General features: G+C 40.7%; 24 protein-coding genes. 6 read left to right on the forward strand and 18 right to left on the reverse strand.

Features of this window, described 5'->3' with window-relative positions:
* The 12 genes from PY091_RS08750 to PY091_RS08805 all read right to left on the reverse strand — a co-directional run bounded on the left by PY091_RS08750 (position 1) and on the right by PY091_RS08805 (position 13,456).
* On the reverse strand, positions 1–747 hold the full coding sequence (locus PY091_RS08750; RefSeq protein ID WP_275649324.1) for an SDR family NAD(P)-dependent oxidoreductase: 747 nt from the start codon (positions 745–747) through the stop codon (positions 1–3).
* The gene (locus PY091_RS08755) at positions 744–1,682 is read right to left on the reverse strand and encodes a Rossmann-fold NAD(P)-binding domain-containing protein (RefSeq protein WP_275649325.1); all 939 of its coding nucleotides are present in this window, start codon (positions 1,680–1,682) and stop codon (positions 744–746) included. Before PY091_RS08755 ends, PY091_RS08750 begins: the two co-directional genes overlap by 4 nt.
* Positions 1,682–2,806 carry an aspartate aminotransferase family protein gene (locus tag PY091_RS08760; RefSeq protein ID WP_275649326.1) on the reverse strand — a complete coding sequence of 375 codons (1,125 nt, stop codon included), beginning with the start codon at positions 2,804–2,806 and terminating at the stop codon, positions 1,682–1,684. The genes PY091_RS08755 and PY091_RS08760 overlap by 1 nt, the downstream gene beginning before the upstream one ends.
* Before the next feature lie 81 nt (positions 2,807–2,887).
* Entirely contained in the window at positions 2,888–3,682 is a 795-nt protein-coding gene (gene proC, locus PY091_RS08765) for a pyrroline-5-carboxylate reductase (protein WP_275649327.1), read from the reverse strand.
* Between the two features lie 109 nt (positions 3,683–3,791).
* Positions 3,792–4,766 carry an N-acetyl-gamma-glutamyl-phosphate reductase gene (argC, locus tag PY091_RS08770; protein ID WP_275649328.1) on the reverse strand — a complete coding sequence of 325 codons (975 nt, stop codon included), beginning with the start codon at positions 4,764–4,766 and terminating at the stop codon, positions 3,792–3,794.
* Positions 4,763–5,950 (reverse strand): argininosuccinate synthase, encoded by a 1,188-nt coding sequence (gene argG / locus PY091_RS08775; RefSeq protein WP_275649329.1) that lies wholly within the window; start codon positions 5,948–5,950, stop codon positions 4,763–4,765. The genes argC and argG overlap by 4 nt, the downstream gene beginning before the upstream one ends.
* Positions 5,951–6,027: 77 nt before the next feature.
* A complete protein-coding gene (locus PY091_RS08780) occupies positions 6,028–6,642 on the reverse strand; it encodes a GNAT family N-acetyltransferase (protein WP_275649330.1) in 615 nt (204 codons plus the stop codon).
* 222 nt (positions 6,643–6,864) lie between these two features.
* Entirely contained in the window at positions 6,865–8,217 is a 1,353-nt protein-coding gene (locus PY091_RS08785) for an MptA/MptB family glycosyltransferase (RefSeq protein ID WP_275649331.1), read from the reverse strand.
* Positions 8,218–8,226: 9 nt separating this feature from the next.
* Positions 8,227–9,711, reverse strand: a complete 1,485-nt coding sequence (locus tag PY091_RS08790) for a cellulose synthase family protein (protein WP_275649332.1) — start codon at positions 9,709–9,711, stop codon at positions 8,227–8,229.
* The gene (locus PY091_RS08795) at positions 9,711–10,400 is read right to left on the reverse strand and encodes a glycosyltransferase family 2 protein (RefSeq protein ID WP_275649333.1); all 690 of its coding nucleotides are present in this window, start codon (positions 10,398–10,400) and stop codon (positions 9,711–9,713) included. The genes PY091_RS08790 and PY091_RS08795 overlap by 1 nt, the downstream gene beginning before the upstream one ends.
* A gap of 92 nt (positions 10,401–10,492) precedes the next feature.
* Positions 10,493–12,097 (reverse strand): 4Fe-4S binding protein, encoded by a 1,605-nt coding sequence (locus tag PY091_RS08800; RefSeq protein WP_275649334.1) that lies wholly within the window; start codon positions 12,095–12,097, stop codon positions 10,493–10,495.
* A 9-nt stretch (positions 12,098–12,106) separates the two neighbouring features.
* Complete coding sequence (locus PY091_RS08805; protein ID WP_275649335.1) at positions 12,107–13,456, reverse strand: NAD(P)/FAD-dependent oxidoreductase; 1,350 nt, start codon at positions 13,454–13,456, stop codon at positions 12,107–12,109.
* A 128-nt stretch (positions 13,457–13,584) separates the two neighbouring features.
* Between PY091_RS08805 and PY091_RS08810 the strand changes: the two genes are divergently transcribed.
* The 3 genes from PY091_RS08810 to PY091_RS08820 all read left to right on the forward strand — a co-directional run bounded on the left by PY091_RS08810 (position 13,585) and on the right by PY091_RS08820 (position 16,648).
* Complete coding sequence (locus PY091_RS08810) at positions 13,585–14,598, forward strand: glycoside hydrolase family 113 (RefSeq protein ID WP_275649440.1); 1,014 nt, start codon at positions 13,585–13,587, stop codon at positions 14,596–14,598.
* A 97-nt stretch (positions 14,599–14,695) separates the two neighbouring features.
* Complete coding sequence (locus PY091_RS08815; RefSeq protein ID WP_275649336.1) at positions 14,696–15,628, forward strand: hypothetical protein; 933 nt, start codon at positions 14,696–14,698, stop codon at positions 15,626–15,628.
* Between the two features lie 87 nt (positions 15,629–15,715).
* Complete coding sequence (locus PY091_RS08820; protein WP_275649337.1) at positions 15,716–16,648, forward strand: N-acetylmuramoyl-L-alanine amidase family protein; 933 nt, start codon at positions 15,716–15,718, stop codon at positions 16,646–16,648.
* Positions 16,649–16,654: 6 nt separating this feature from the next.
* Here the strand turns inward: PY091_RS08820 and arsM are convergent, their stop codons facing one another.
* From arsM to PY091_RS08840, 4 genes are all read right to left on the reverse strand, one after another.
* Complete coding sequence (gene arsM, locus PY091_RS08825; RefSeq protein ID WP_275649338.1) at positions 16,655–17,620, reverse strand: arsenosugar biosynthesis arsenite methyltransferase ArsM; 966 nt, start codon at positions 17,618–17,620, stop codon at positions 16,655–16,657.
* Entirely contained in the window at positions 17,617–18,432 is an 816-nt protein-coding gene (locus PY091_RS08830) for a purine-nucleoside phosphorylase (RefSeq protein WP_275649339.1), read from the reverse strand. The genes arsM and PY091_RS08830 overlap by 4 nt, the downstream gene beginning before the upstream one ends.
* Positions 18,432–19,043, reverse strand: coding sequence for a TIGR04282 family arsenosugar biosynthesis glycosyltransferase (locus PY091_RS08835; protein WP_275649340.1), 612 nt, complete (start codon positions 19,041–19,043; stop codon positions 18,432–18,434). The genes PY091_RS08830 and PY091_RS08835 overlap by 1 nt, the downstream gene beginning before the upstream one ends.
* Before the next feature lie 182 nt (positions 19,044–19,225).
* A complete protein-coding gene (locus PY091_RS08840) occupies positions 19,226–21,271 on the reverse strand; it encodes a response regulator (protein ID WP_275649341.1) in 2,046 nt (681 codons plus the stop codon).
* 262 nt (positions 21,272–21,533) lie between these two features.
* On the opposite strand from PY091_RS08840, the gene PY091_RS08845 reads away from it, so the two are divergent.
* The gene (locus PY091_RS08845) at positions 21,534–23,060 is read left to right on the forward strand and encodes a pyruvate kinase (RefSeq protein ID WP_275649342.1); all 1,527 of its coding nucleotides are present in this window, start codon (positions 21,534–21,536) and stop codon (positions 23,058–23,060) included.
* A gap of 484 nt (positions 23,061–23,544) precedes the next feature.
* Here PY091_RS08845 and PY091_RS08850 read toward each other — a convergent pair whose 3' ends face one another.
* Positions 23,545–23,772 (reverse strand): hypothetical protein, encoded by a 228-nt coding sequence (locus PY091_RS08850; RefSeq protein ID WP_275649343.1) that lies wholly within the window; start codon positions 23,770–23,772, stop codon positions 23,545–23,547.
* 282 nt (positions 23,773–24,054) lie between these two features.
* Here PY091_RS08850 and PY091_RS08855 point away from each other — a divergent pair, with 282 nt between their 5' ends.
* Both PY091_RS08855 and PY091_RS08860 read left to right on the forward strand, forming a co-directional pair.
* Complete coding sequence (locus PY091_RS08855; RefSeq protein ID WP_275649344.1) at positions 24,055–24,351, forward strand: hypothetical protein; 297 nt, start codon at positions 24,055–24,057, stop codon at positions 24,349–24,351.
* Between the two features lie 81 nt (positions 24,352–24,432).
* Positions 24,433–25,956: a GH3 family acyl-acid amido synthetase gene (locus PY091_RS08860; protein WP_275649345.1), complete on the forward strand. Its 1,524-nt coding sequence runs from the start codon at positions 24,433–24,435 to the stop codon at positions 25,954–25,956.
* Here the strand turns inward: PY091_RS08860 and PY091_RS08865 are convergent, their stop codons facing one another.
* Positions 25,957–26,586 (reverse strand): hypothetical protein, encoded by a 630-nt coding sequence (locus PY091_RS08865; RefSeq protein ID WP_275649346.1) that lies wholly within the window; start codon positions 26,584–26,586, stop codon positions 25,957–25,959.
* Positions 26,587–26,628: the final 42 nt, after the last annotated feature.

Genomic DNA, 26,628 nt, shown 5'->3' on the forward strand with positions numbered 1-26,628 from the left:
TTATGTATTTATAATCCCTCCATCAATGGTTACTGTGGTTCCTGTGATCCAAGAACTATCGTCAGAAACCAAAAAAAGCACAAGTTTACTAATATCTTCAGGCGTGCCCAACCTTTTTAACAATGTAGTCCTTTTCGCATTTTCAACAGCAGTAGCCGGGTTCTCAAAGGCCTCTGTGGATTCCCACAATAAAGGGGTGTCAACAGGACCAGGGCAAATTGCGTTTACTCTGATTTTTGGTGCGTAATCCACGGCCATTTGCTTCATAAGAGCGACAGATGCTGCTTTGGAAGCACAATAAGCAGGGTGATTTGGAAAACTCTTAAAGGCAGCAATCGATGCATTGATCAAGATATTGCCGTTTTCTTGTTCCAGTAAGTTGGGAAGTGCATATTTACAAAGGTAAAATATGGAACTCAAATTGGTATCGATAGTGTGCCGCCAGGAATCAATGGATAGTTCTTTGACACTTCCAAGACCAAGAATACCCGCATTCAATGATAGGATGTCCAGTTTTCCATAAGTTTCCAGCGCGGTATCGACCAATTTTTTATTATAGGATGGGTCCGTTACATCTCCTGGAACAAACACGGCATCGTCAAGACTGTTTTCCAACGCTTTGCCACTTTCCTTGTTCCTGCCCGAAAGGATCAACTTGCCCCCTTCGGAAGAAAGAACTTTGGCAATGGCTTTTCCCATTCCGCTGGTAGCACCAGTCACTATACAGACCTTATCCTTTAGTTTCATTTGTTTTCCAATATTTTTTTCAGGACAATTTGTGCTGAAAAGACTCGGTTTTTAGCTTGTTCCACTACCAAGGATTGTTCACTGTCCAATACGGCATCTTCCACGATCATGTTTCTTCTTACTGGGAGACAGTGCATAAATTTGGCATTTCCTAGTTTTTCTTTAGTAATGGTCCAGTCCTTATCCTTGTTCAATACCTTCCCATAGTCAGAATAGCAGCTCCAATTTTTCACATAGACAAAATCGGCATCTTCGAGTGCTTTATCTTGGTCGTATTCTATTTGACATCCTTCGGTCAATTCTGGATTAAGCTCATATCCCTCTGGATGTGTGATGACAAAATCCGCATCTTGCATTTTCATCATTTGAACAAAAGAATTGGCCACCGCATGGGGCAATGCTTTTGGGTGCGGAGCCCAAGACAAAACTACTTTGGGCTTCTTCTTGGTTTCGTTCTCCTTCAGAGTAATGGCGTCTGCCAATGCCTGAAGAGGGTGTCCCACGGAACTTTCCATGTTAACCACTGGAATAGTGGCGTACTTCGCAAATCCATTGATGACTTCTTCCGCTTCATCTTTTTCCTTGTCCACCAAACCTGCAAATGCACGAATGGCAACGATATCGGAATACTGTGAGACCACTTGAGCGGCTTCTTTAATATGTTCCGATGTACCTTGGTCCATTACGGTGCCGTCTCCATATTCCAGCGCCCAACCTTCGTTGCCAAAGTTCATGATCATTACTTCCATTCCAAGGTTCATGGCTGCTTTTTGTGTGCTCAAACGGGTCCTTAGGCTATTATTAAAAAACAATAGGCATATAGTTTTCCGCTTTCCCATATCTTCAAACTGATATGGGTCTTTTTTTAGGGTGATTGCTTCGTCCACCCAATCGGGTAGAGATTCTATATCGTTAACAGATAGATAATGCTTCATTATAATGCTTTTTTCAGCGCTTCAAAAAATAGGTCAATATCGTTTTTGGTAATGTTCAGGGCAGGTAAAAAGCGCAACAACTTCTTGTTTTTGGCACTTCCTGTGAACATGTGTTGTTCCATGATCATTTTTTTGCGCAGCCCGGCTACTTCAAAATCAAATTCCAGCCCGATCATCAATCCCTTGCCCTTTACTTTTTTGATTTCTGGAATTTCGGCAGCCTTTTCCCTAAAATAGTCACCAAGGGTTGCGGCGTTCTCGATCAAGTTTTCCTTTTCTATAACTTCCAGTACGGCCAAGCTCGCTGCACAGGCCAAGTGGTTTCCACCAAAGGTGGTTCCCAAAAGTCCGTAAGATGGTTTAAATTTTTCATGAATCAATACACCGCCTACAGGGAAGCCATTCCCCATGCCTTTAGCGATTGAAATAATGTCAGGTTCTATGCCGTGATGCTGAAAGGCAAAGAATTTACCACTACGTCCGTAACCAGATTGAACTTCATCGGCTATAAGGACTATGTTGTGCTCTTTACATTTTTTGGCAATAAGTTGAAAGAATTCCGTGGTGGGTTCATCCAACCCTCCCACACCTTGAATGGCTTCCAAGATTACAGCACAATATGCATCGCTTTCAATAGCTTTTTCAAAGGCATCCATATCATTCAATGCCAAGAAGGTGACTTCTTGTTGTTTGTTGATAGGTGCATTGATACTTGGATTGTCCGTAGCTGCAACTGCCGCCGAGGTTCTTCCGTGAAAACTATTGCTAAAGGCAATCACTTTTGACTTTCCTGTGTGGAAAGAGGCCATTTTCAGAGCATTTTCATTGGCTTCCGCGCCGGAGTTGCACATAAAAAGATCATAATTTTCACAGCTGGATAGCTCACCCAGCTTTTGGGCAAGCTCCTCTTGCAAAGGGTTCTGGACCGAGTTGCTGTAAAATGCCATGTCGTCCAGTTGCTCCTTGATGCGCTTCACATAATGTGGATGTGTGTGTCCAATGGATATTACGGCATGGCCTCCATAGAAATCCAAATATTTCTGCCCTTTGTCGTCCCAGACTTCAATGCCTTTGGCTTTAACTGGGGTTACATCATATAGGGGGTATACGTCGAATAATTTCATTGTTATGCTTTATTTGTCATCTCGATCGCAGTCGAGAGGTGTATATTTTCATTAAGGTCTCGCATCTCGACCCAACATCAGTTATGTTTTTCTGATGTGGCTAATTTTTTCATAGGAGGAAACTATTCCCCTGATCAAGGATGAGCTTAGTCCTTGGTGTTCCATTTCATTCAAACCTTCAATAGTGCATCCTTTTGGCGTGGTCACACGATCAATTTCCTCTTCTGGATGGCTGCCGGATTCAATCAAAAGACTAGCGGCTCCGTTACAGGTATGCATGGCCAGTTCTTGTGCTTCTTTGGCATCAAAACCCAATTGAATAGCTCCTTGGGTCGTAGCTCGTATCAATCGCATCCAAAACGCAATTCCACTGGCACAGATGACTGTTGCGGCCTGCATTTGGTCCTCTGGAATTTCCATGGTGTGGCCCATGCGGTTAAAAATAGCCTTGGCCAAATCTACTCGTTTTTTACCAAGCTCGTTACTACAAATACAGGTCATGGATTTACCTACAGAAATGGCCGTATTGGGCATACTACGGATGATGAATTTATCTGAGCCGATAATTTCCTCGATTCTCGGAATTTTGAAGCCCGTAATGGTGCTGATCACCACATGTTTTTCAGAAAGAAGGTCTTTGGTCTCATTTAAAATAGAAGTAAAATGACCTGGCTGTACCGCAAAAATCAGGATATCTGAATTTTTAACGGCTTCCTTATTGTCGGAAGTAACGGTAACATTTCCATACTTTTCAAATTCCTGAATGGATTTGGTGTTTCGTTTGGTAAGGTACATAGTGGTAGCTCCATTGCTGTGCAAAATGCCTTTTGCAATGGCCAACCCTAAATTTCCTGCTCCTATGATGGCTATTTTCATGGTTTTTTAGTTTTGTCATCTCGAGCACAGTCGAGAGATGTTTTAAGGTTTTTGCATGTGCTCTCGCATCTCGACTTCGCTCGATGTGACAGCTTGACCTGATATTATTTTAAAATACTCCTGCTTTTAACAATAGACCTTCGGTTTCTGGGAAGGCGAACATCAGGTTCATATTCTGAACTGCCTGTCCCGATGCCCCTTTCAACAAATTATCAATGGCCGAAGTCACCAAAAGTATGTCGTTGTGTTGGTGTAAATGGATATGGCATTGGTTGGTGTTCACCACTTGTTTTAGATGCAATTCTTCATCCGACATATGGGTGAAGGCGGCATCTTTATAAAAGTCGTTGTATAGCTCTTTTGCTTCATCCAAGCTACCGTTGTAGTTGGTGTAAGCAGTGGCCAAGATTCCTCGGGTAAAGTTGCCCCGATTGGGCAAAAACATTAGTTTTCCCACAGACTTCCCGAAGGAACTCAGACTTTCACCGATTTCTCCCAAATGCTGGTGTGTAAATGGCTTGTACCAAGAAACATTATTGTTTCTCCAGCTAAAATGTGAGGTGGCGGACAACCCGACACCAGCTCCGGTACTTCCAGTAACAGCGTTGATATGAACGTCATCAGTCAATAGACCTGCTTTGGCCAATGGCAACAATGCCAATTGTATGGCAGTGGCAAAGCAACCTGGATTGGCGATGGCCTCTGCGGATTTTATGGCAGACTTGTTCAATTCGGGAAGGCCATATATGAATCTTTGACCCTTAAAAACGGAATCGCCTTGTAACCTGAAATCGTTGCTGAGATCTATGATTTTTGTAGATGCCGAAAATTTGTTCTCGTTTAAAAAGGAAGTGGAATTTCCGTGTCCTAAACATAAGAACACCACATCTACATCGGGATTTACTTCTCCTGAAAACTTCAAATCCGTCTGTCCCAACAAATCTTGATGGACAGAGGTAATCGGCTTGCCCGCTCTTGTGGTACTGTATACAAAGTCAATCTCGGTTTTGGGATGATTGAGCAACAACCTAATCAGCTCTCCACCTGTGTATCCCGAACCTCCTATGATTCCTGCTTTGATCATGAATCTTGGTTTACATGGTTTGATATTTTTCCTGGGTTGGACAAAATTTTGATGAATCCCTTGGCTTCATCTGCGGTCCAGCCTTTGTTCATTTCCCCATAACTTCCAAAGGAAGCATTCATCAAATCGTGTTTTGAGGAAATTCCGTTCAACTCAAATCGGTATGGATGCAAGGTCACGAAAACATCTCCCGAAACGTGTTTTTGGGTATCTGTCAAAAATGCCTCGATGTTTCTCATTACTTCATCCAAATAGTTTCCTTCATGTAACAACATTCCATAAAAATTGCCCATTTGCTCTTTTTGGTATTGTTGCCATTTGCTCAAGGTGTGTTTTTCCAACAAATGGTGCGCTTTTATAATGATCAGTGGGGCCGCGGCTTCAAAACCTACCCTTCCTTTAATTCCGATGATGGTGTCGCCCACATGGATATCCCTGCCAATGGCATATTTGGATGCAATGGCGGACAATTTTTCAATATTGGCAACAGGTGTATCCTGTTCGCCGTCCAAGGCTACTAATTCACCTTTGTTGAAGGTCAATTTGATTTCTTTTGGAATCTCTTTTTCCAACTGGCTTGGATAAGCGCTTTCTGGTAAGGATAGGTGAGAGGTCAGTGTTTCTTCTCCACCTACAGATGTTCCCCATAAGCCTCGGTTCACCGAATATTTTGCTTTTTCCCAAGAGTAATCTATACCGTTTTGCTGCAAGTAGTTAATTTCTTCTTCCCTAGCCAACTTCTTGTCCCTGATAGGGGTGATGATCTTGATTTCCGGAGCCAATATTTGAAAGATCATATCAAATCTCACTTGGTCGTTACCAGCTCCCGTGCTTCCGTGAGCGATATATTTGGCCCCTATTTTTTTGGCATGGTTCACTATTTCAATGGCCTGGACGATTCGTTCCGCACTTACAGAAAGGGGATAGGTGTTGTTTCTTAGTACATTTCCGAAGATGAGGTATTTTACCACCTTGTCATAAAATGTGGATACCGCATCGATTGAGGTGTAAGTGGTCGCTCCCAAAGCAATGGCTTTTTCTTCGATTTCCGCAATTTCAGTTTTACTGAATCCTCCCGTGTTCACACTTACGGCATGTACTTCAAACCCTTCCTCTTGTGATAGGTATTTGGCACAGTATGAGGTATCCAATCCGCCGCTATAAGCAATAACTAATTTTTCCATTTTGTTGATTCTTTATGTTGTCGCATCGAGTGCTGTGGGTATTTGTTTAACTCCCATGCTATCTCAAACAGATGATTTTATTTGTCTTTCTTTTTTAGAAAAAGGCTCTCCTTTATACTTTTCAATCGTTGAAATGCCTTTTTGTTGATTTTTTCTGGTTCTTGTTTTTGTGCTTTTGGATCGTGCAACATTCCTGTGCAAAGACACATCTTTTTGTCAGTACGGGTTAAAATATCAAAGTTTTTGCAGGTCTGACAGCCTTTCCAGAACTCGGGGTCATCCGTAAGTTCGGAAAAGGTCACGGGTTTATAGCCTAGCTCGTAGTTCATTTTCATTACGGCAAGGCCTGTGGTTATCCCGAAGATCTTAGCGTCGGGAAATTTTTTTCTTGATAGGTCAAAAACTGCTTTTTTGATTTTCTTGGCGAGTCCTTGATTTCTGTAATCGGGATGTACGATCAAACCGGAGTTGGCCACAAAGTCCTTATTTCCCCAGACCTCGATATAGCAGAAACCTGCAAATTTATCTCCATCCAAAGCAATAATGGCATTTCCGTTCTGAAGACGTTTTATAATGTATTCGGGTGTACGCCGGGCAATACCTGTACCACGAACCTTGGCCGATTCGGTAATGGTATCACTTATGATCTGTGCGTATTTAAAATGTGATTCGTTAGCAACAATAATTTCCATTGCAAGCGATTAATCTGTAAAAAAATTGAAAAAATGTATTTGGTAGTTTTGCGGAAATGGACTCACCTATTTCCAATAGATATGATGCACCCTTACGGGCGACGACGGCGGGGAGTAAATGGACTGATAGGAGCAGTGATGCTCAAAGTAGATAATATGTACAGTTGTCCTTTCATTCTGAAGCTAAAGTACAAATTAATTCGAATCGGCCTAAAGTTGGGATTACTTTTTGAAGAAATATAACTTTTTTGGCCTGCTTCCTATCATTTCGCAAATAAAAAAGCCCAATACCAAAATGTATTCAATGGCCAATAACCACAGATTCTCTTTGTAATCGGGGTTGGAATAGGTATAGTAACTTAGAATAACAGCGAAAGACCATACCAATGGGAAACGATAATCCGTAAACATGGCAAAGCCCAAAAGAAATACTACATACCATGGGTGCACGGTACTGGAAAGAAAATAATATATCCCTAAAGCGAATACCATTGAGGTAATCACAGATTCCAACTTTTGGTTCTTCCTAAGAAAAGCAAGTAACACTATTATAATTACAACCAGTTTTTGAATAAAAGAGCCGTAAGAATCAATCAATTCCCATGGCTTGGCTTCGTAATAGGTTACAGCTATCTTTTTTACCACATTGTAAATACTCGCATTAAACTCAAAATTGGAGAACCAAAGTCCAACGGTGTCAGAATAATTATCTATAAAAACTGTGGAGTAAAATGGGAATAGCAATACAGCACAGCCAAAAACTACTAGGGTGTAAAAAACTAGACTCTTTTTAATTCCTAAATATTTGATGAATAGAGGTAGAAACATCAATGGCATTAGTTTTACCATTATGGAAACGGCGTAAACGGGTGTTGCCCATAGCCATTTGTTTTTGGAAATGAGATATAATGACCAAACAAAGAAAAACAGCATGACGCCTTCAAAATGTAGGTTGCCAGTAAGTTCAATAATGACCAAAGGATTTAAAAAATACCAGAAGGCCAAATGATTGGCCTTGTTGAGATTCTGCAACAGTTTTCGTCCGAAATAGAGCATGCCTAAATCAGCAAGGATAATAATTAGGCGCATGGCAATCGATGAGCCTAAAACACTTCCGCCTCCTAAAAATGTGGCAATCGCAAAGAGTATTTGGTTAACAGGTGGGTAGTTGCTGTAGTGCCTTGCATTCAGGTCGGTCATTCCCGCGTACAGTTCCTTCATGCTTGGGAACGATACAGTTCCTCGTTCCATGATTTGGTCGGGTGTGTACAGATAGGGATTGATACCGTTTTTGATGAGCTCTCCATCCCAAATAAATCGGAAGAAATCCTGTGAAAGATTGGGTTCTGCAATCAAAAATACCAACCGAAACAATATTCCTATTACCAAGAGGAACTTAAAGTTCCACTTTTCGAACTGGATGATTTTATAGGTCAGGTAAAAAATCGCCCCAAAGAGCATGAACAGCTTTACAAAATCGGTACGGACCAAGTTGTAAGCAAAGCTCCAATAGAATAAAATACAAGCGACAGCAAACAGTATAGGGTATCTATGCAGCCGCCAATAAGATTGCATGTGTTTGGTTTAGGCCTTGGAAGTTAAGGATTTAAAGAATACAAATCCGAAACCTAGGAACAACATTAAGTGAAATGGAAACAATCCATAGTCGTTCAACGGTATGGCACTGTACATTCCAAAAAGGAAATAAATCATTAAGGCAAACTCCAAAATCATGTTGGGCGACAATTTATTGGTCAAATATTTATTGCCCTTCCAGGTATCCTTAATACTATTGATGTTGAACTTAGGTGTTCTTACAAACTCACTTCGTTTACCTAAATGGCCTTCCAAAACGGCTACGGTATTGTGCAAAGAAAAGCCCAATGCCACGGAAAAGAAGGTAAAAAAGAGCTTAATATAGTCCACAAAATTGTCAAAACTACTGCCTTGAATACTCTTGTAGGTGAACCAATAACAAACAAATAGGATAATGGTACTTAGGATGAAAAAGCTCGTTACTTCGAACACCCAGCCTAAATGGCCATAAGTGTTTTTGATATAAAGCATTGGAATGCTCAACAGGGCCACAGTGAACACACAAAGGAACATGGAACTATTCAAGAGGTGCATTACCCCGTGGAATTTTGTTTTGAACGGTATGTTTTTGGCCGTGATAACGCTCAACACAGTTTTTCTAAAGTTTTCAGCTCCCCCTTTGTTCCAACGGAACTGCTGAGAGCGGGCGGCACTGATTACTACAGGAAGCTCTGCAGGTGTTTCCACATCTTCCAAATACTTGAACTTCCAGTTTTTTAATTGGGCTCTGTAGCTCAAATCCAAATCTTCGGTAAGAGTATCGCCTTCCCAGTTTCCGGCATCGAGGATACAATCTTTTCTCCAGATACCAGCGGTACCGTTGAAGTTGATAAAGTGCCCTTTGGAATTTCTTCCTACTTGCTCCAAGGTAAAATGTGCATCCAATGCAAAGGCCTGGATACGGGTAAGGGTGGAATAGTCCCGGTTGATGTGTCCCCAACGGGTCTGAACCACGCCGATTTCTTCATCTTTAAAGTAGGGAACTGTTTTTTTCAACCAATCAGCTTCAGGTAAAAAGTCGGCATCAAAAATTGCGATGAAGTCACCTTTGGCAATTTCCAGACCTTCTTTAAGGGCTCCCGCTTTAAAGCCTTTACGGTTTTCCCTTCTGATATGTTGTATGTCCAATCCGGTTTCCTGAAGTTCTGCTACCCTTCTTGCAGTTTCAATTACTGAATCATCAGTAGAGTCGTCCAATACTTGAATCTCCAATTTACTTTTTGGGTATTCAATTTTGGCGATATTGTCCAACAATCGCTCCATTACATATTCCTCATTGTAAATGGGAAGTTGAATGGTTACGTATGGAATTTCTTTGGGATCGAGAAGGTTGAATTTTGGGGCTTCCTCGTTTCGCTTTTTGTAGCCGAGATAGTTGATCAAAAGATTCAATTGAGCAAGGCTATAAAAGAAAATCAAAAGTAAGGCCGTACTGTAAATAGCAATGATGATGTAAGCGATAGCAAGTCCCATTATTTTAAACTGTATTTAAAGATCCAACCCAATATTTTTATGCCAGCAAATATAGTACCTTTTAACGTACCAGATACTTTTGAGACGCCAATTCTTCGTTTGTAACGTACTGGTACTTCGATATATGACATTTTTTTTCTTAAAATTTTTAACTGCATTTCCACTGTCCAGCCATAAGTGGTGTCCTGCATTTTTAATTCTTTGAGCTTTTCATATTTTATTGCCCTAAAAGGTCCTAAATCCGTAAATTTTGACCTAAAAAACAATCGCATTAGGAATGTGGCTAAATTGTTCCCAAAAACCTGCTGTGGGGTCATTGATCCCGGTTCGCGAAGTGATTTTTTTCGCGCGCCGACCACAAAATCGATGTCATTTTCCAATATTGGGGCTACAATCTTATCCAATTCTTCTGGATAATCAGAATAATCTCCGTCGATAAATACGATAATGTCGGGTGTTTTGGATCGTTCGGATATGTAATTTAATCCTCTTAAACAGGCAAAGCCATATCCTTTGCGGTTTTCCGTAATTACGGTCGCACCTGCTTTTTTGGCATTGGCCACGGTATCGTCTTCCGAACCGTTGTCAACGACCACAATTTCGGTTACATGATCGGGGATTTCCGAGACAACCAAACCAATGGAATCACCTTCGTTTATTGCTGGGATAATGACTTTGATATCCGCCATTGGCTAGGATCAATTTTAGTTAGTGTTTACAGTTGCCAAAACTAAAATTTTCCAAGGATATTTAACCGGAATTCGATAAAAAGAAAATGGGGTTACTTTTTGTTCAACAGTGACATTAGGTCTACATCGTTGCCCAATAGTATTTGGTTACTATCTATTCTGCCTTCCAAAGGTCCGTTTTCCAATTTTAGGACACCACGAGGGCATACGGCCGAACAGATTCCGCACCCCACGCAACTGGCTCGAACTATGTTTTCCCCTTTTTGGGCATAGGCACGAACATCAATGCCCATTTCGCAGTAGGTGGAACAATTTCCGCAGGAAATACATTGTCCACCGTTAGTGGTAATCCTAAATCGAGAGAATAGTTTTTGCTGAAAACCGAGGATTGCAGCCATTGGACAGCCGAAACGGCACCATACCCTGCTCCCAAAAATGGGATAGAAGCCTGTTCCGATAACACCGGAGAATATACTACCTATTAAAAAGGAATACGATTTACGAAGTGTCCCTGACTTAAATAGAAATACTTCGCCATCACCACTAAAAAAGTGAAATCCAATAAGGGCAATGATAATTACAAAATAACCAATGGCTCCATACTTAGCATCTTTTTGAAGTTGCTCTCGTTTAAAGATCATGGCCCATCCAAAAACCAAAGTAAGTAAAACGGCTACCCCAATTAAAAATGTACTCTTGGTCAACCAATATTTGCTGGTATCCGTGCCCAAATAAGAGTAGATGACAGCTGTGGTCATCAAAGTCACAAATACCACCACGCTGTGCACTACCCAACGTTCCACTTTCCAGGCAAATGTGGATTTATCGCTCAGCTGCCTAAAGGAATCCCCGGCAGTTTCGGCCAAACCACCACATCCACAGACCCAAGAACAGTACCACCTTTTACCATATTTATAGGTCAAGACGGGTGTTATCACAAAAATGGAAAGGATGCCAAAAATCAATAGGGCAAAGCCGATTTCTCCGGAACTTAAAAACATTTTGATGCGATACCCTTCAAAATTGTAATAGTTGAGCGGCCAAATGTTTTTGAGGTCGTAATAAGGTAGACTGCCTCCGTTCAAAATTTTGTGCCCGTTCAAGCGAGCCATTAATTCCGGGATGATGAACGCAAATCCGGTCTGGAAGAACATTACGCTCAAAGTCCGTAACCTTTCGTATCGGTTATGACGGTATTTCCAAAGGAACTTAATACCAAAGGCCAAAATGGCAACGGTGTAAAGGGTGCCGTAAACAAACCATTGACTTGCGGGATTGCCATTCAACAATTTACTGAGCGGATCAAAAAGCGCAATCACACCTTTATTGTCCCCGTCATTGACCAAACCAAGGTATTCCGGATAGAAATAGAGTACGATATAAAAACCTGTCAGGGCCAAACCAGCAATCCATCCCCATAGTCCACGACTGGATATGGACTTGAACCAAACCCCATCATTTTTAATGCCTGGTAATTTTTTGGAATAGGCATCCCATGAAAACCAAACAATACCAATGGTCAATGCCATTAGTGAAATGGTCAGCCATAAGGTCTTGTTCGGAAAGCTGAAATTGAAGACAGCCAAAAGGAGAATGCCCAGTCCCGATGTTCCCATAAAGACAGCCAGTTTTTGACCGATGCTCAAACTTTTTGGCGGTTCCCCTGTGAGGGCCATATTTTTATTGTAAGTGCTCATAACTCTGACTTAGGCAATCTGGAAGATGCGTTTAAGGTTTTTCTTTTTCAGGGTAATGGATTTTCCAAAATCTGAATTGTATTTTGATACAATCTGTGATTCAAATCTTTTATAGAATTCGGGGTCAAAATTGGCATCGGTGAGATGTTCCATCACAAAATCAATAGTTTTCTTTTCACTGAGCCAACTGTCGAATATTTCGTGCCTCAGACGGATTCCAAAAGTGTTGATGCCCAATACAATTTTGGAATCCTTGTCAAATGCAATGGTGATACAGATTTTTTCTTTGGGATGTCTCCAATGAAAATGGCTCTCGTTTTCTTTTTTTCTTTTTTCCGAGAACACCCAACCATAGGTTTGGTACTCAATGTCCAAAAATTTGGCGGAATTGAACCAATGTCCAGGGTTATACTCCATTCTATTTCCGCAGATGGTCTGTGCAAGGGTTTCGCCCATCATCCGTCCTGTATACCAAACGGCTTCGATGGGGCGTCGATTTCCAATGGCTTCGTGCTGTTCTGCGCAATCACCAATGGCGTAAATATCTTCTATATTGGTCTCCAAAAATCGATTTACCTTCACTCCGCGACCTAGACTGATTCCCGAATTTTTCAAAAAATCAATGTTCGGGGTAACCCCAGCCGTCAATCCAACCAAATCGCAATCGATTTCCTCCCCGGTCTCTTCCACCACAATGGATTTTACCTTTCCATTTTTATCTGGTTTGATTTCTTTTAGGGAAGCGCCCATCCGTAAATCAATATGGTGTTCCCGAATATGTTCATTGATCATTTCGGATTCCCCCGAGGGCAAAACACTGTTCCAAAAACTTGTTTCTCGAACTAAAAAGGTGACCGGAATATCTCGGGTTCTAAGCATTTCTGCCAATTCAATGCCGATAAGTCCACCGCCAACAATCACCGCTCGTTTACATACTTTGTTATTGGGTGCATTTTTTTCCAAGAGCTCCAAGTCCTGTTTGGAGTATAGTCCTTGAACACCATCCAGATCTTGGCCCGGCCAACCGAACTTATTGGGTTTGGAGCCCGTTGCGATTATCAGTTTGTCATATTTAAGGTTCGGCGTACCATCAATTTCAAGTGTTTTTTCTTGAGTATTTATTTGGGTAACATAACCCTTGACGAGATCAATCCTGTTTTTCTTCCAAAAGTGATTTTCATAGGGTTGGGTGTGCTCAAACTTCATATGGCCCATGTAAACGTACATCAATGCCGTTCTGGAAAAAAAATAGTCGGACTCTGCGGATACAAGGGTGATCTTTTTGTCGGAAAGCTTACGGATATGCCTCGCAGCAGTAACCCCAGCAATTCCATTTCCAATGATGACAATGTGTTCCATGGGTTGGGTTTGATTATTTTATGTGTCGAGTTTTGTGGATAGAACTTAACAGTGAAATGAAAATTAATAAGAAATTGGCAGCTGAAAGCTGTTTTAAAATTATTATTTTAGAAGGGTCCACAGTCAGTATGAAGAAATTGATTTTTTTATGGGTTTTTGCCCTGGTCTCATGTAGCAGTAGCAAATTTGACAAAGTCAATGGAGTCAGTTTTGTCTCCTCTGGGGAGGAAGCGGCCCAGCACCATATAGACCCAGTCCTTAAGGTAAGCGCAAATTATGCGGCCATCATGCCATTTGGGTTTATTCGTGATATGGATGCTCCCGAATTGGTCTTCAATTCTGACCATCAATGGTATGGAGAGCGAAGGGAGGGTGTTAAACAGTATATAGAAAAGTTGCATCAAAACGGAGTCAGTGTAATGGTGAAACCCCAAATTTGGATTTTTAGGGGTGCATTTACGGGCAATATGAAAATGCCTTCCGAGGAGGATTGGAAAAGGCTGGAGTCGTCTTATGAAGAATTTATATTACTGTACGCACAACTTGCCGAAGAAACCCAAAGCGATATTTTTTGTATTGGCACGGAGTTAAAAACCTTCGTTAATGAACGTCCCCAATTTTGGAACGATTTGATTCAAAAAGTAAGAGCCATTTATACGGGCAAAGTCACTTATGCCGCCAATTGGGACGAATATGCCGGTACCCCGTTTTGGTCGGAATTGGATTATGTAGGTGTAAACGCGTATTTTCCTTTGTGCGAGAAGGAAACGCCTACCATTGAGACACTTACGGAAGGTTGGCAGCCTTGGAAGACTAAAATGCGTGAAATTGCAGAACAAGTGGACAGACCTATTCTATTTACAGAATTTGGGTACCGGAGTATGGACTTTACAGGTAAAAAACCATGGTTGGTAGATCGTAACCAGATGGATGTGAACCTAAAGGCACAAGCAGATGCCACCCAAGTGATCTTTGATGAGTTTTGGGGAGAAGATTGGTTTGCAGGAGGTTTTGTTTGGAAATGGTTTATGCAGCACGATCAGGTCGGAGGTCACGAGGACAACCGATTTACTCCACAAAACAAGCCAGCAGAGTCTGTAATTAGAAAGCAGTATTCCCAAGTAAAAAAGTCAAGTCTTTAAAATTCAAAAATTTGTGGGATTTTTTCTCTTAAAACAGTACCTCCGTATCTGATTTTTTAGGATATTTGTAATACACCCCTCCCAAAAACATACAGTAATGAAATCACTATCGACCCTTCTATTTTGGGTATGGGCCTGTGCATTCACTTTTGGACAGGAAAGCAAGTACTACAATGTTACTGCAGAGCAGGGAGACGGTATTTTTTCGTTGCTTCGCAAGCAAGGGTTGGACCCAGCCAAACACTATGGAGAATTTCTTGAATTGAATTCCGATAAAATAAAGGAAGGAACAGCTTTAAAGTTGGGAGAAAATTATAAGATTCCCTATGCAGATGATTCCTTTAAAAAAACAGGGGTTTTTGTTGAGGCCATAAAAGATGCGGAGGAGCCTATTTTTGACAAGGAGCTTGGACAAATGTCTTTGAAGAGTGATACCTTAAAGGATGCAGTGTATTATTTAATCACCGAGAACGGCACTGGAGGGAGCAAAAAATTTGTTGAAGATATTGCCCAGCGATTGGCGGCCGAATTAATTGTAAACGGGGCCAAAGTCTATGTGATGAGGGAGGAAGTGATGGAAGCCATGGCAACGGACAGCACAGTTGCCGATAATCCTACAGGAGATTATATTAAAGTGATCAATAAACGCTATTTACAAAATACAGGAAAATATCAACGGGTACTCGTTATAAGGTCCGAAGATATTTCTGAAAAGGATAATATGGATGTAGCGGTTTACCATTATAATAAAAGCTCCCAAGGTCAACGTTTTGCCGAGAACATTCAGAATGTTTTTGAGCAAAACAATGTTTCCAATAAAGCGTTCGATAACGCCAGTTTAATTTTTGAAGATCAAAACAGTCTTTTTTTAGCTAGGAACGTATTGCCCGCCGTTAGTTTACTCACCATAGAAAACACCACCAATACATCTGAAAGCAAGATATCCCTTAAACCGAACAAAAAGGAATTTGCCAACTTGATCAGTAATGGCATTATTAATGATTATGTTGAAGTAGAATTTGACAATTAGATGAGATTTTTTGGAACACGTTTAATATGGGTGATATTGATTTGTCTGCCATTTCGGTTTTATGCTCAAGAGCAATTTCCCAAGGTCATGGCCCAGGAAGGGGATGGAATCTATTCGTTGCTTCGCAGGCATGGGGTTAGCCCAACAAAGCATTACAATTCGTTTGTGGAAATGAACGCCGAAGATTTGGGCGAGGATGAGACTTTGATTATGGGTCGAACCTATATTTTGCCCGATACCTTGAGCGTTGAGGAAGTTGAAAGGGTAGAGGGAATTACCTACCCCATTTTTGGTCAAGAGTTCAAGCGGGTGGACAAAGCCAGTGACCGATTGGCAAATACGGTGTATTATTTGATTTCTGGACATGGAGGTCCCGATCCCGGTGCGGTGGAAAAATATCATGGAAAACTGATTGCCGAGGACGAATATGCCTATGATGTTACCCTTAGATTGGCACGTGAACTGATATCCCACGGTGCCGAAGTCCATTTGATCGTGCAAGATGCCAATGATGGAATAAGGGACAACAAGGTTTTGGAATTGGATACAGATGAAACGGTTCTTTCCCAGACACTGCCCCTTGGTCAGTTGGAACGATTAAAACAGCGAACCAAGGCCGTGAACGATCTTTATTTAAAAAATACGGGTAAATATCAGCGCTTGTTGGTCACCCATGTGGACAGTAGGGGAGAAGGAACCAACATCGATGTTTTTTTCTACCATCATGAGAAAAGTTCCAATGGTAAAAAACTGGCGGAAAGTATCCACCGAACATTTTTAAAGAAGTACAAAAAATTTCAGCCTAACCGATTGTACAATGGTACTTTTATGGAGCGTAGTAGTTTGTATGTGGTAAAGAACACACTACCTGCCATGGCCTATATCGAAATCGGCAACATTAAAAATAAAAGGGACCAACGTAGAATCCTGGACCCCGATAACCGACAGGCTTTGGCCAAATGGATTTCGGAAGGAATTCTTTATGACTATGAATCTTCCAACACTACGATTTCCAAATAAATTTGACTAACAGCAACCTCCACCATTGTAGTGGTAGTTACTTTCACTAATATAGATTTCGTTGGATTCTTTCGCTAAAGCGGCAGCGGTCTTATCGCATACGGCCAAAGGTTGGTTTTGCTGTAATACATGCCCCTTTTTGTCATCAAAAAAAGCTTCTTCGCCAAAATAGATCGCAGTTTTACCAGTAAAAACACAGGGTCCATCTTCGGGCATTGGGTCTTTTATGGCTGCTATTTCTATGGACTCAATATGAATCAATTCTTTTGTGGGGTAATGGTTGGGCGATAGTACACGGTACGATCGTTTACCCCTAATTTCGATTGTACCGAAACCTGCATCGGTCAAAACTTTTACATAGTCTTTTAATGGAATGCTGCCACTTAGGCACTGTGCCCTCAATCTGTCATCGTTCCTAAGCTCATCGCTCATAGGTTGTTCGCAAATGGGGTCGCTCATAACCAACCTTCCGTGCGGTTTTAAAACACGGTACATTTCGGAAACAGCTTTTTTAAGGTCTTCTATTTTAAAAATATTGAAAAGGCAGTTTTGTGCCGCAACATCTATACTTTCGTCGGCCACCTGAAGGTCCAAAGCATCACCTTTTACCAAGTCTACGTATTCACTTTTGAACCATTCGTTTTCTTCCTCTGCTATTTTGAAATTTTTTCGGGACGCTTCCAACATTTCATCCACAGAATCTACGCCAACAACTCCGCCCTTTTGTCTGGAGAAATATGAAAACTGGAGTAGTTCCATTCCTCCACCAACTCCAACATAAAGAATTTTTGGGTTGTTCACTAGATCTTGAGCCGAAACTGTACTGCCGCAACCATAGTTCATTTCTTGCATGATCTTGGGTATGGAAAGCCCTGGAAACTGCCAAATAGGATTGGTAGTACAACAGAGTCCTACATCCGGGGTCAATGCAGCTTCTTTATAAAGGTCTTGAGTGGCGTCTAAATAGCTCATAATTCTTTGATTAATTCGTGAAATAATTTGATCATTTTTGGTTCCGTTTGTCCGGCAATCTTCAGAATCTCCTGAACCTCTACAGGTTCCAGGTTGTCCGGGTCACATTCATCGGTTAGCACGGAGACAGCTACTATGGGTAGTCGTAAATGATTGGCAACAATTACTTCGGGTACGGTACTCATACCAACGGCATCCGCCCCAATCATTTTTAGCATCCTGTATTCCGCTTTGGTTTCCAGTTGTGGGCCTACTACCGAGGCGTATACCCCTTTTTTTAAAGAAATGTTTTCACGTGCGGCAATTGCCTCAATTTTTTTTCGCATCTCTAAATCGTAAGGTTCGCTCATGTCCACAAAACGGTTCCCGAATTCGGATACATTTTTAAAAGCCAAAGGAGAACCTCCTTGAAGGTTGATGTGGTCCTCTATCAACATGATGTCCCCCTTTTTAAAGTCGAGGTTTATGGCCCCCGCTGCATTGGAAACGAACAGTTGTTTTATTCCCAGTAAATGCATTACCCGAATGGGGTAGGTTATATCGAGAAAATCGTAGCCTTCGTACAAATGGAACCTACCTTGCATTACCACCGCTTTTTTTCCTTCGATGGTACCGTAGATCAGTTTTCCTGTATGAAATTCCACCGTGGCCAATGGAAAATATGGGATATGGTTGTAATGGGCTTCTATGGGATCTTCAATACTGTCTATGAGTTGTCCAAGACCAGTGCCCAGCACTATACCTATCTCGGGTGTTTCAAAACCACGTTTTTTTAAATATTCAACAGATTCGTTCAATTGTTCCTGTGTCATTATATCATATGTTTTAAAAATGGCGCAAAGGCCTCAATATCTTTTATGTCCTCGTAATGGTCGACATCGTTTTTTTCTTCCAGAAAGGCCACTTTTTCATCTTTTAAATCCGATAAGGTGTCCTTGAGCACCGTATATGTTCCCCAGTCTTTGTTTTGGAACAACTCTTCTCTCATAGTTTTCATTCCCAAAAGGTAATACCCTCCATCTTCGGCAGGTCCAACCACATAATCATGATTTGTGAATTTGGAAAAAGCCACCTCAAGATCAGACTGGTTCAAATGGTACATGTCGCTCCCAATAATGATGATGTTATCGAAGCCTGCTCGGAATCCTTCTTCAAAAGCATGCTGCATTCGTTCACCCAGATCCTCACCAACCTGTAGCTTTTTCTTATAAATCTGGTTGCTCCAAATATCGCCCTCCCAAATTTTCTCCGAATAATAGACCCATTTTTCAACTTTCAAGTGTTGGGTAAACGACACGGTTTTGTCCAGTAAAAATTTATAGATGTCCAGTGCTGCCCGATTCCCGACTTTTGCCGCCAATCGAGTTTTACATTTACCAATTTCGGGATTTCGGGTTAGGATTAAAAGTAGGTTTTTGTTCAATTTTATTTGTTTTGGTAGCGGACAGTTTTTGATGTTGGTCAACAATACAACCCATTACTTACTGAGTTGTTTTGTATCAAGGATGGGGTAATCCTAGGTTCATCTACCCAAATATACTACCATAATGATGTTATTCATCGGCAAAGACCGACTTTTTGATCGTTGCACGAATGAACGTTGACCTAGGATATTTTAAAGAGGTAATTGGGCAAGTGTCTTCTAAGCTTGTCGAAAGATATCGGTTTTGTAAAGTAGTCGTTCATGCCAACATTTTTAGCCTCGTCAATGGCCTCTTTGGTTACATCGGCAGAAAGCCCAATGATACCAATGTTCTGGTTGAATTTTCGAACTTCTTTAGTGGCGCTCAAACCGTCCATTTTTGGCATATGGATGTCCATAAATACTAAATGGTAATCGTTTTGTTTTATAGCTTCAACGGCTTCGATTCCATTGCAAGCAGAATCTGAATGTACTCCTAGGTTTTCGAGGGTCTTTTTCAGTACCATTACATTTACCCTGTTATCATCGACTATCAGAACTTTACATCCGCTAAGGTCAATTAACTCTTGTCCAACGCTATTTGTAGTGTCATTAATATCTGAAATCGGAAAATTGAGCGATAATTGAAATTCGGTTCCGATATTCTCTTGACTGGTCACATCTATTTTGCCATCGAGAAGCTCCACAAGTTTATAAGTAATATACAATCCAAGACCACTGCCTTCGTGTCGTTTGGCCTTTCCTGCTTCCACTTGGGTGAAACGGTCAAAAATGGTTTTCAATTTATCGTTTGGAATTCCAATCCCCGTATCTTTAATGGTAATGTTAATGGAAAGGGCATCGTCGATTATGTTTTCTTCGTAAAGAATGGTAATGCCCCCTTTTTCGGTGAATTTTAATGAGTTTCTTAAAATATTGGTTATGATTTGACCGTATTTACCGATATCACCTATGGTTTCCGTTTGATATTCCCCGCCAGTTTCCAAATCAATATAAAGCCCTTTTTCTTCTGCGGTCCGCTTGTATATTCTGATTATGTTTTTTAGCTCCTCCAAAGGAGAAAAAGTATCTGTTCTAAAAGTGGTCTTGCCCGATTCTATTTTATCAATTTCAAGAATATCGTTTACTAAAAGGAGCAACTTTTTAGATGAAATGTCCATCAAGGAAAGGTACTCCTGAAGTGAGTTTTGTATTTCCGAGAGCTTCAAGACCTCGATAAAGCCTATAATGGCATTCAATGGTGTCCTAATTTCATGGCTCATATTGGATATGAACTCTGTCTTGGATTTTGATGCTTTTTCTGCCCGTAATTGTTCTCTTTTTAAAGAGGTGTTTAGGTCCTGTAGTTTTAAGTTGGCATCGTTCAGGTATTTGTTCTTTTTTCTGGAATATCTATAAAAATAAATAAGGGAGCTCGTCAAGAACGATAGTAGCAGCCCGAATGCCAAATAAATGTATGTGGATTCTTTTCTTTCTGCCAAGAAGTCGAGGTGCGATGGCATCAACGAGAAGGTCCATTTTTGACCGTCAAGCGCATCCACTTCAAAAGTGGTGGTGAAAATAAATTCCTTTTCAATCTCACTTGTTCTAGGATTGTTTTTGGAGTAAAATACAGTTCCTCTTTCGTCTTTTACTAGGATTGCAAATTTATCCAAATCGGCTACCAGCTCATCGAATGGGGATGTAAAATCCATACCTGCGGTTACCGAACCTTTAAAAGAATTGTCAAAATAAACCGGAGCATCCACCAAAAATGCACTGCCTCCCTGATGTAGCTTGGTCCATGGGGAAATATTGGTGGATGAATCCAATACGTGCTTTTTCCATTCCGGATATCTCGGATGTTGTGTAAGATCTAGGCCTACTGCGGCCCTATTTCCATCCAAAGGGGTTACCTTTTGTATCACCATGGAGCTGTCCAACCATTCCACAAACCTAAAAGATGGGTTTTGTTCCAGAATTAGTCCAGCGTCTTTTTCCCAATATTCAAAGTATGACCCATTGGTCATTTCAATTCGTTGCCTTAGGTTCTCCAGGGATTTGATATTGTATTTGACCAACGAGAAAAATTCCTTGGCCCTAAGACTCCCGGTATTCTCTATTTCCCTGATGTAGTTGGCTTTTTGGGTATCCAAAGAATTGTTCCATAGCACAAATACAATGGCTATAAAAACAGAAAAAACCGCAAGCGGAAATATCAATTCTCTTTTTGAGGGTTTCAACGGCATGTTAAGTATCTAAAACAGGGCTTATTACTAATACTTTTTCAACTCATCGATCAAGACAATGAACATTTTTTCTTACAAACGCGAATAACGTAAGAAAATACGTCACTTAATATTGTCAAACATCATTTTTTAATAAAAATTGTGTTCAATGGCCCGTTTTTATGGTGATTAGGCGCGGAATAATTTTTTTAAATGAACGGCTCTGATCATTATCAGTTTTTTTAAAGGGTTTCCGTATGATCTTTGGAGCAAATCAAGAACAATGGGCATTACCAAGGAACAGCTTCAAAAAATGGCTCTTCAAATCGATGAAGTCGTGGATTTGATCCAGCAACAGCATGTAGATGCCAATGCTATATCCAAACAGGTGTGCCCAATTTATATGGAGAGCGCAAAAAATCTCATGCACTATAGTGCTTTTCGAAACTTTGATGCCCGTAAGATGCAAAATGGGCTTAAACAGTTGGGATTGACCCGTTTGGCGAATGCCGAAGGCAACATTCTTGGTAGCTTGATCAATTTAAAGATAATACTGCATAGTCTTTTAGGTGGAGCTCCTGACTTAAGAAAAGATAAATTTTTATCCATCGGAGAAGGTGCCCAGCTTTTAAACAAGCATACCGATCAACTTTTTGGCAGTAGCCACAAAGACAGAAGGGTAAGGATAATGGTTACTCAACCGGTAGAGGCCGCAACGGATTATCAAATGGTCTTGGAAATGGTAAAAAATGGTATGGACTGCGCAAGGGTAAACTGTGCGCATGATGGACCGGAAGTTTGGAAAGCCATAATCCAAAATGTACGTAAAGCTGCCAAAGAATCTTCCACCACCGTAAAAGTTGCTATGGATCTTGCCGGTTCCAAGGTAAGGACAGGCAATATTGATCTAGTGAGGGTTAAAGGCAAAAAGAAGGGTAAAAAGAGAGTAGCACATATGGTGCTGAACAGGGGAGATAAGCTCATTGTTTCTGGAAACATAAATGACACTGCGCTTCCAAGATGCGATGAGAAAGGCAATATAGTACAGCCTGCAATTATATCCTGTGTTCCTTCCCAAATCATTGAACGTTTGGAAATAGGCGCTCCCATTTTGTTTGATGATGGCAAAATCGAGGGCGAGATCATTGCTGTTGGTGCAGCATATTTTGAAGTCAAGATTACCCGAGCCAAAACTGGAGGGGCTAAACTAAAAGGAGAAAAGGGAATTAATCTTCCTACATTGGACCTTGGTATATCGGGACTTACGGAAAAGGATCGGGAAGACCTGAAATTCGTGGTAGAGCATGCTGACATTGTAAATTACTCCTATGTGAACGATGACCAGGATGTGAACGATTTGATCAATGAGTTGGAAAAGTTGGGAGCCTCGGATGATTTGGGCATCATTTTAAAGATAGAAACCAATTTGGCCTATAAAAACTTGGTGAACATCCTAATTACGGCAATGCAACGAAAACATATTGGCATTATGATCGCACGTGGCGATCTAGCTTTGGAAGTAGGCTGGAAAAATATGGGGATGGTTCAAGAGGGGATTTTGTCCTTCTGCAGTGCTGCACATATCCCAGTAGTCTGGGCGACCCAAGTATTGGAAGGATTGGCGAAAAAAGGAATGCCCTCCAGATCCGAGATTACCGATATAACTTCTTCCGTACAAGCGGAATGCGTAATGTTGAACAAGGGGCCACACATTAACGAGGCGATTGCCTTTTTGGATGAGGTCTTGCTTAATGTAGAGAGCTCCCACCATAAAAAAGAAGTATTGCTCCCACGAATGGAATGGAAATAAAAAAAGGGCACCTGAATAGGGGCCCATGGAGACACATTACTAACTAAGGGTAATAGTATTGGGTTAGTGCTTAGTATAGTTAACTAATGTAAAAATAGATACTGCTAAAAAGAGCGTAAATGGATAGTGCAATTACGGCGTACCAAAATAGGTATCCCAGTTTTGCTTCTATAGTGTTCATTTTTTGAGTGTTTGTTTATTAGTTGAGTTAAAACTACACTCCTAAAGTAGTCATATCAAAGGTGGTTGCAATTCATATTTTTATTGGTTGCAACAATTGGCACATAACTGGTCGAAAAACCTATATAAATGGAAAACAGGATGATTTCAGATGACTGAAAAACTTTCAAAAAGAAATTTTAAGCACTGATAATCAGATGTTTAGAGTAAATATGGTGTTGGGGGGGTGGAAAGGAACTTTTGGGAAGAATGTTGATTTTGGAAGGTGCAACACTCTTCCGCAAAAGGTTTGTATCTGTAGAAACTATACCAAAGGAGATCCCTTAAGTCTTTTTTCTATTTTTCGCTTTTTGGCGGTAATGTTCTTCATGGTTTCCATCAACTTGGAATCCTTGGTTTTCTTATAGATTTCGTTTATGGAAAGTATGAGGCTTTTGGCTTCCCTTGAGGCTTTAACCCTGTCGCTGGTGGACATGTGGCTCATGGGCCTTTTTTCGAACTCTTCCGCCTGTTCTAGTAATTCGTGGGTCATTTTTTGTTTTTAAAATTATTCGCAATCGCCTAAATATAAGAGTTAGTTTGATACTTTTTGCCTATGGAACCATTTGATTTTCATATTTATGAAAACATTAAGAAGTCATATCGCCAAACTGTTGAAAAAAACTAAAAGCCGATCAAAGGGGCGTTGTTTTGTCGAGATATTAATACCAATAGAGCTGTTGGTGAAGAAATATTGATTCGTTCAATGTTAATTTAACGTAACATAATTGTAAAATTAAGCTCTATTTGAACTACTTTTGACAAAAATTCAGGCTTGGAAATCATCTGGAAAGAAATAGAAGGCAAAGGAACACTCGGTCACGAGCAAAGAATCAATCTGGAATATGCGGTTCGTCTTGAGGTGGTAAAAATACTAATAAAGGAGGCGGAACATCTTTTGGATTACCTTTCCTTGGTGTTTTTGGATTTGGATTCTTCCAATGGTACGGTTTCCGTAAACAGTGAGACACCGGAGCCTCTTTTTTCCAAAATTTCGAGAAACCTTTCTCAATTCCAGGTAAAAGAGAATCAAAATTTTCCTTCTTCCCATTTAGCGGCAGTAAACATTTAAGATCATTTAAGTCAACCTATAAATGGATTGAGTAAATCCATGGTTAGCGATATCAGTAATTTTAGCTTAAAATTACTACGTATGGCTATTATAGGAAACATTATAAAGGGAGTAATTGAGGCCAGGGAAGCTTTGGCCAAAGACACAAACCCTATCGAAGAACAGCAAGAAGTGCTTCAAGAATTGCTTGAAAAAGCTAAGGATACACAGTTTGGAAAGCATTATGATTTTGCTTCCATCTTACAATCAGATGAAATATCAAAAACCTTTACGGAAGCCATTCCTTATCACGATTACAATAAAATCAGTGAAGAGTGGTGGGAAAGGACAATCGATGGTGAAGCAGATGTTACTTGGCCGGGAAGCCCTGATTTTTTTGCTCTTTCTTCCGGGACAACCGGTAAAAAATCGAAAAGGATTCCAGTGACCAAAGATATGCTGGATTCCATTACAAGAGCAGGTAGGCATCAGGTTTATGCCATGAGTAATTTTGATATGCCCGCCGACTTTTTTGAAAAGGAAATTATGATGCTGGGAAGCTCCACGAATCTTCAGGAGCGAGATGGTAAAAAGGAGGGCGAAATAAGTGGAATTAGTGCCAGTAACATTCCTTTTTGGTTTAAAAAGTACTATAAACCAGGTGACCAGATTGCCAAGATCGACGATTGGGACGAGCGTGTACTCTCCATTGCTAAAAATGCCAAGAAATGGGATATTGGTGCTCTTAGTGGTATTCCTTCCTGGATGGAGCTAATGCTCAAAAAGGTGATAGATTACCATAATGTGGATCATATTCATGAGATATGGCCCAATTTACAAGCCTATACTTCCGGTGGGGTAGCGTTTGATCCCTATGAAAAGAGCTTTAATGCCTTATTGGGGCATCCCATTCAGATTATAGATACATATCTGGCCTCCGAAGGGTTTTTTGCCTGTCAAAATAGACCGGAGACTACCGCAATGAAACTCATCACCGATAACGGTATTTATTTTGAATTTGTTCCTTTCGACCCTGATTACGTGAACCAAGATGGGTCTTTAACGAGCGATGCTCCCTCCTTGACCTTGGGCGAAGTGGAAGAGGATACGGATTATGTATTGATTATTTCTACTGTCTCTGGGGCTTGGCGTTACATTATCGGAGATACCATTGCCTTTACGGATGTAGATCGAGCAGAGATTAAGATTACTGGTCGCACCAAATTTTTCTTGAATACCGTTGGCTCTCAACTATCCGTAAACAAATTGAACGATGCCGTAAAACATCTAGAAGATGAACTGAACATAAAAATTCCTGAGTATACCCTTTGTGCCAAACGCTTTGAAGATGGGTTTTATCATACTTGGTATTTAGGCTCTGATAGTAAGTTGGACGAGGATAAAACAGCTAGGGAACTTGACAATTATTTAAAAGAGGCCAATAAAAACTACAAAGTAGCCAGAAGTAAAGCGTTGGAAGGAGTGAAAGTAAATTTTGTTGCCCAACAAGTGTTTGCCGATTGGAGCGGTGCGAACAAGAAAAAAGGAGGACAGGTAAAAATGGAAAGGGTTATGGGAGAAGAGCGATTTGAAGAGTGGGAAAACTTTGTTTCGGAGCATTCCTAACTAGTCCTTATCCTTTATGGAATCTTGTTGTTCCACCATTTCCATAATTTCATCCGGAGATAGGTAATATTGCTTGATTCGGTTTTTGTATGTTTTGTCTATTTCCGAATGGTTGAGTATAAATCTTTTGGTTGTTAAGATGTAGTTCGACATTCCAGCCGATACAGCAAAGGAATCTGCGGCACGCTCCGCTTTTTTCACAAACTCTTTTAGCAGCACGTACCTGATGCCAAAACCGATGAGGTTTAAATTGCCACGTTCTTGATAGTCCATAACATGTCCAAGTTCATGACCGATCCAACCAATCAATACATCTTTGGGCACATCCAAGGTTTTGAATTCCTTTCCGGAGATTTTAAATTTTTCGCTGATAAGGATTACATAACTCCGTTTGCTCTTGGATTTTAATAATCCGCTCCATGTAGGCTGTGCCTGCATCACCGATTTCTCTATATTTTTTTTAAACTTAAATTCAATTGGAATATCCTGAAGCGAGGGGAAATATTGCAATGCAATATGTGCTTCTTCTTCGATACTTTTTGGTATGGAGCTTTTGGGTTCTTTCAAAATAAGGGCAACTAAAAATACGGCTGTTATGGCCAGGAAAAGTAGTTTTAGTTTTCTTTTCAAAATTAAAGGGTTAAAAAAAGGGCAAATAACCATTTGCCCTTT

The sequence above is a fragment of the Flagellimonas okinawensis genome, from assembly GCF_029194005.1.
GTDB classification, from domain to species: domain Bacteria; phylum Bacteroidota; class Bacteroidia; order Flavobacteriales; family Flavobacteriaceae; genus Flagellimonas; species Flagellimonas okinawensis.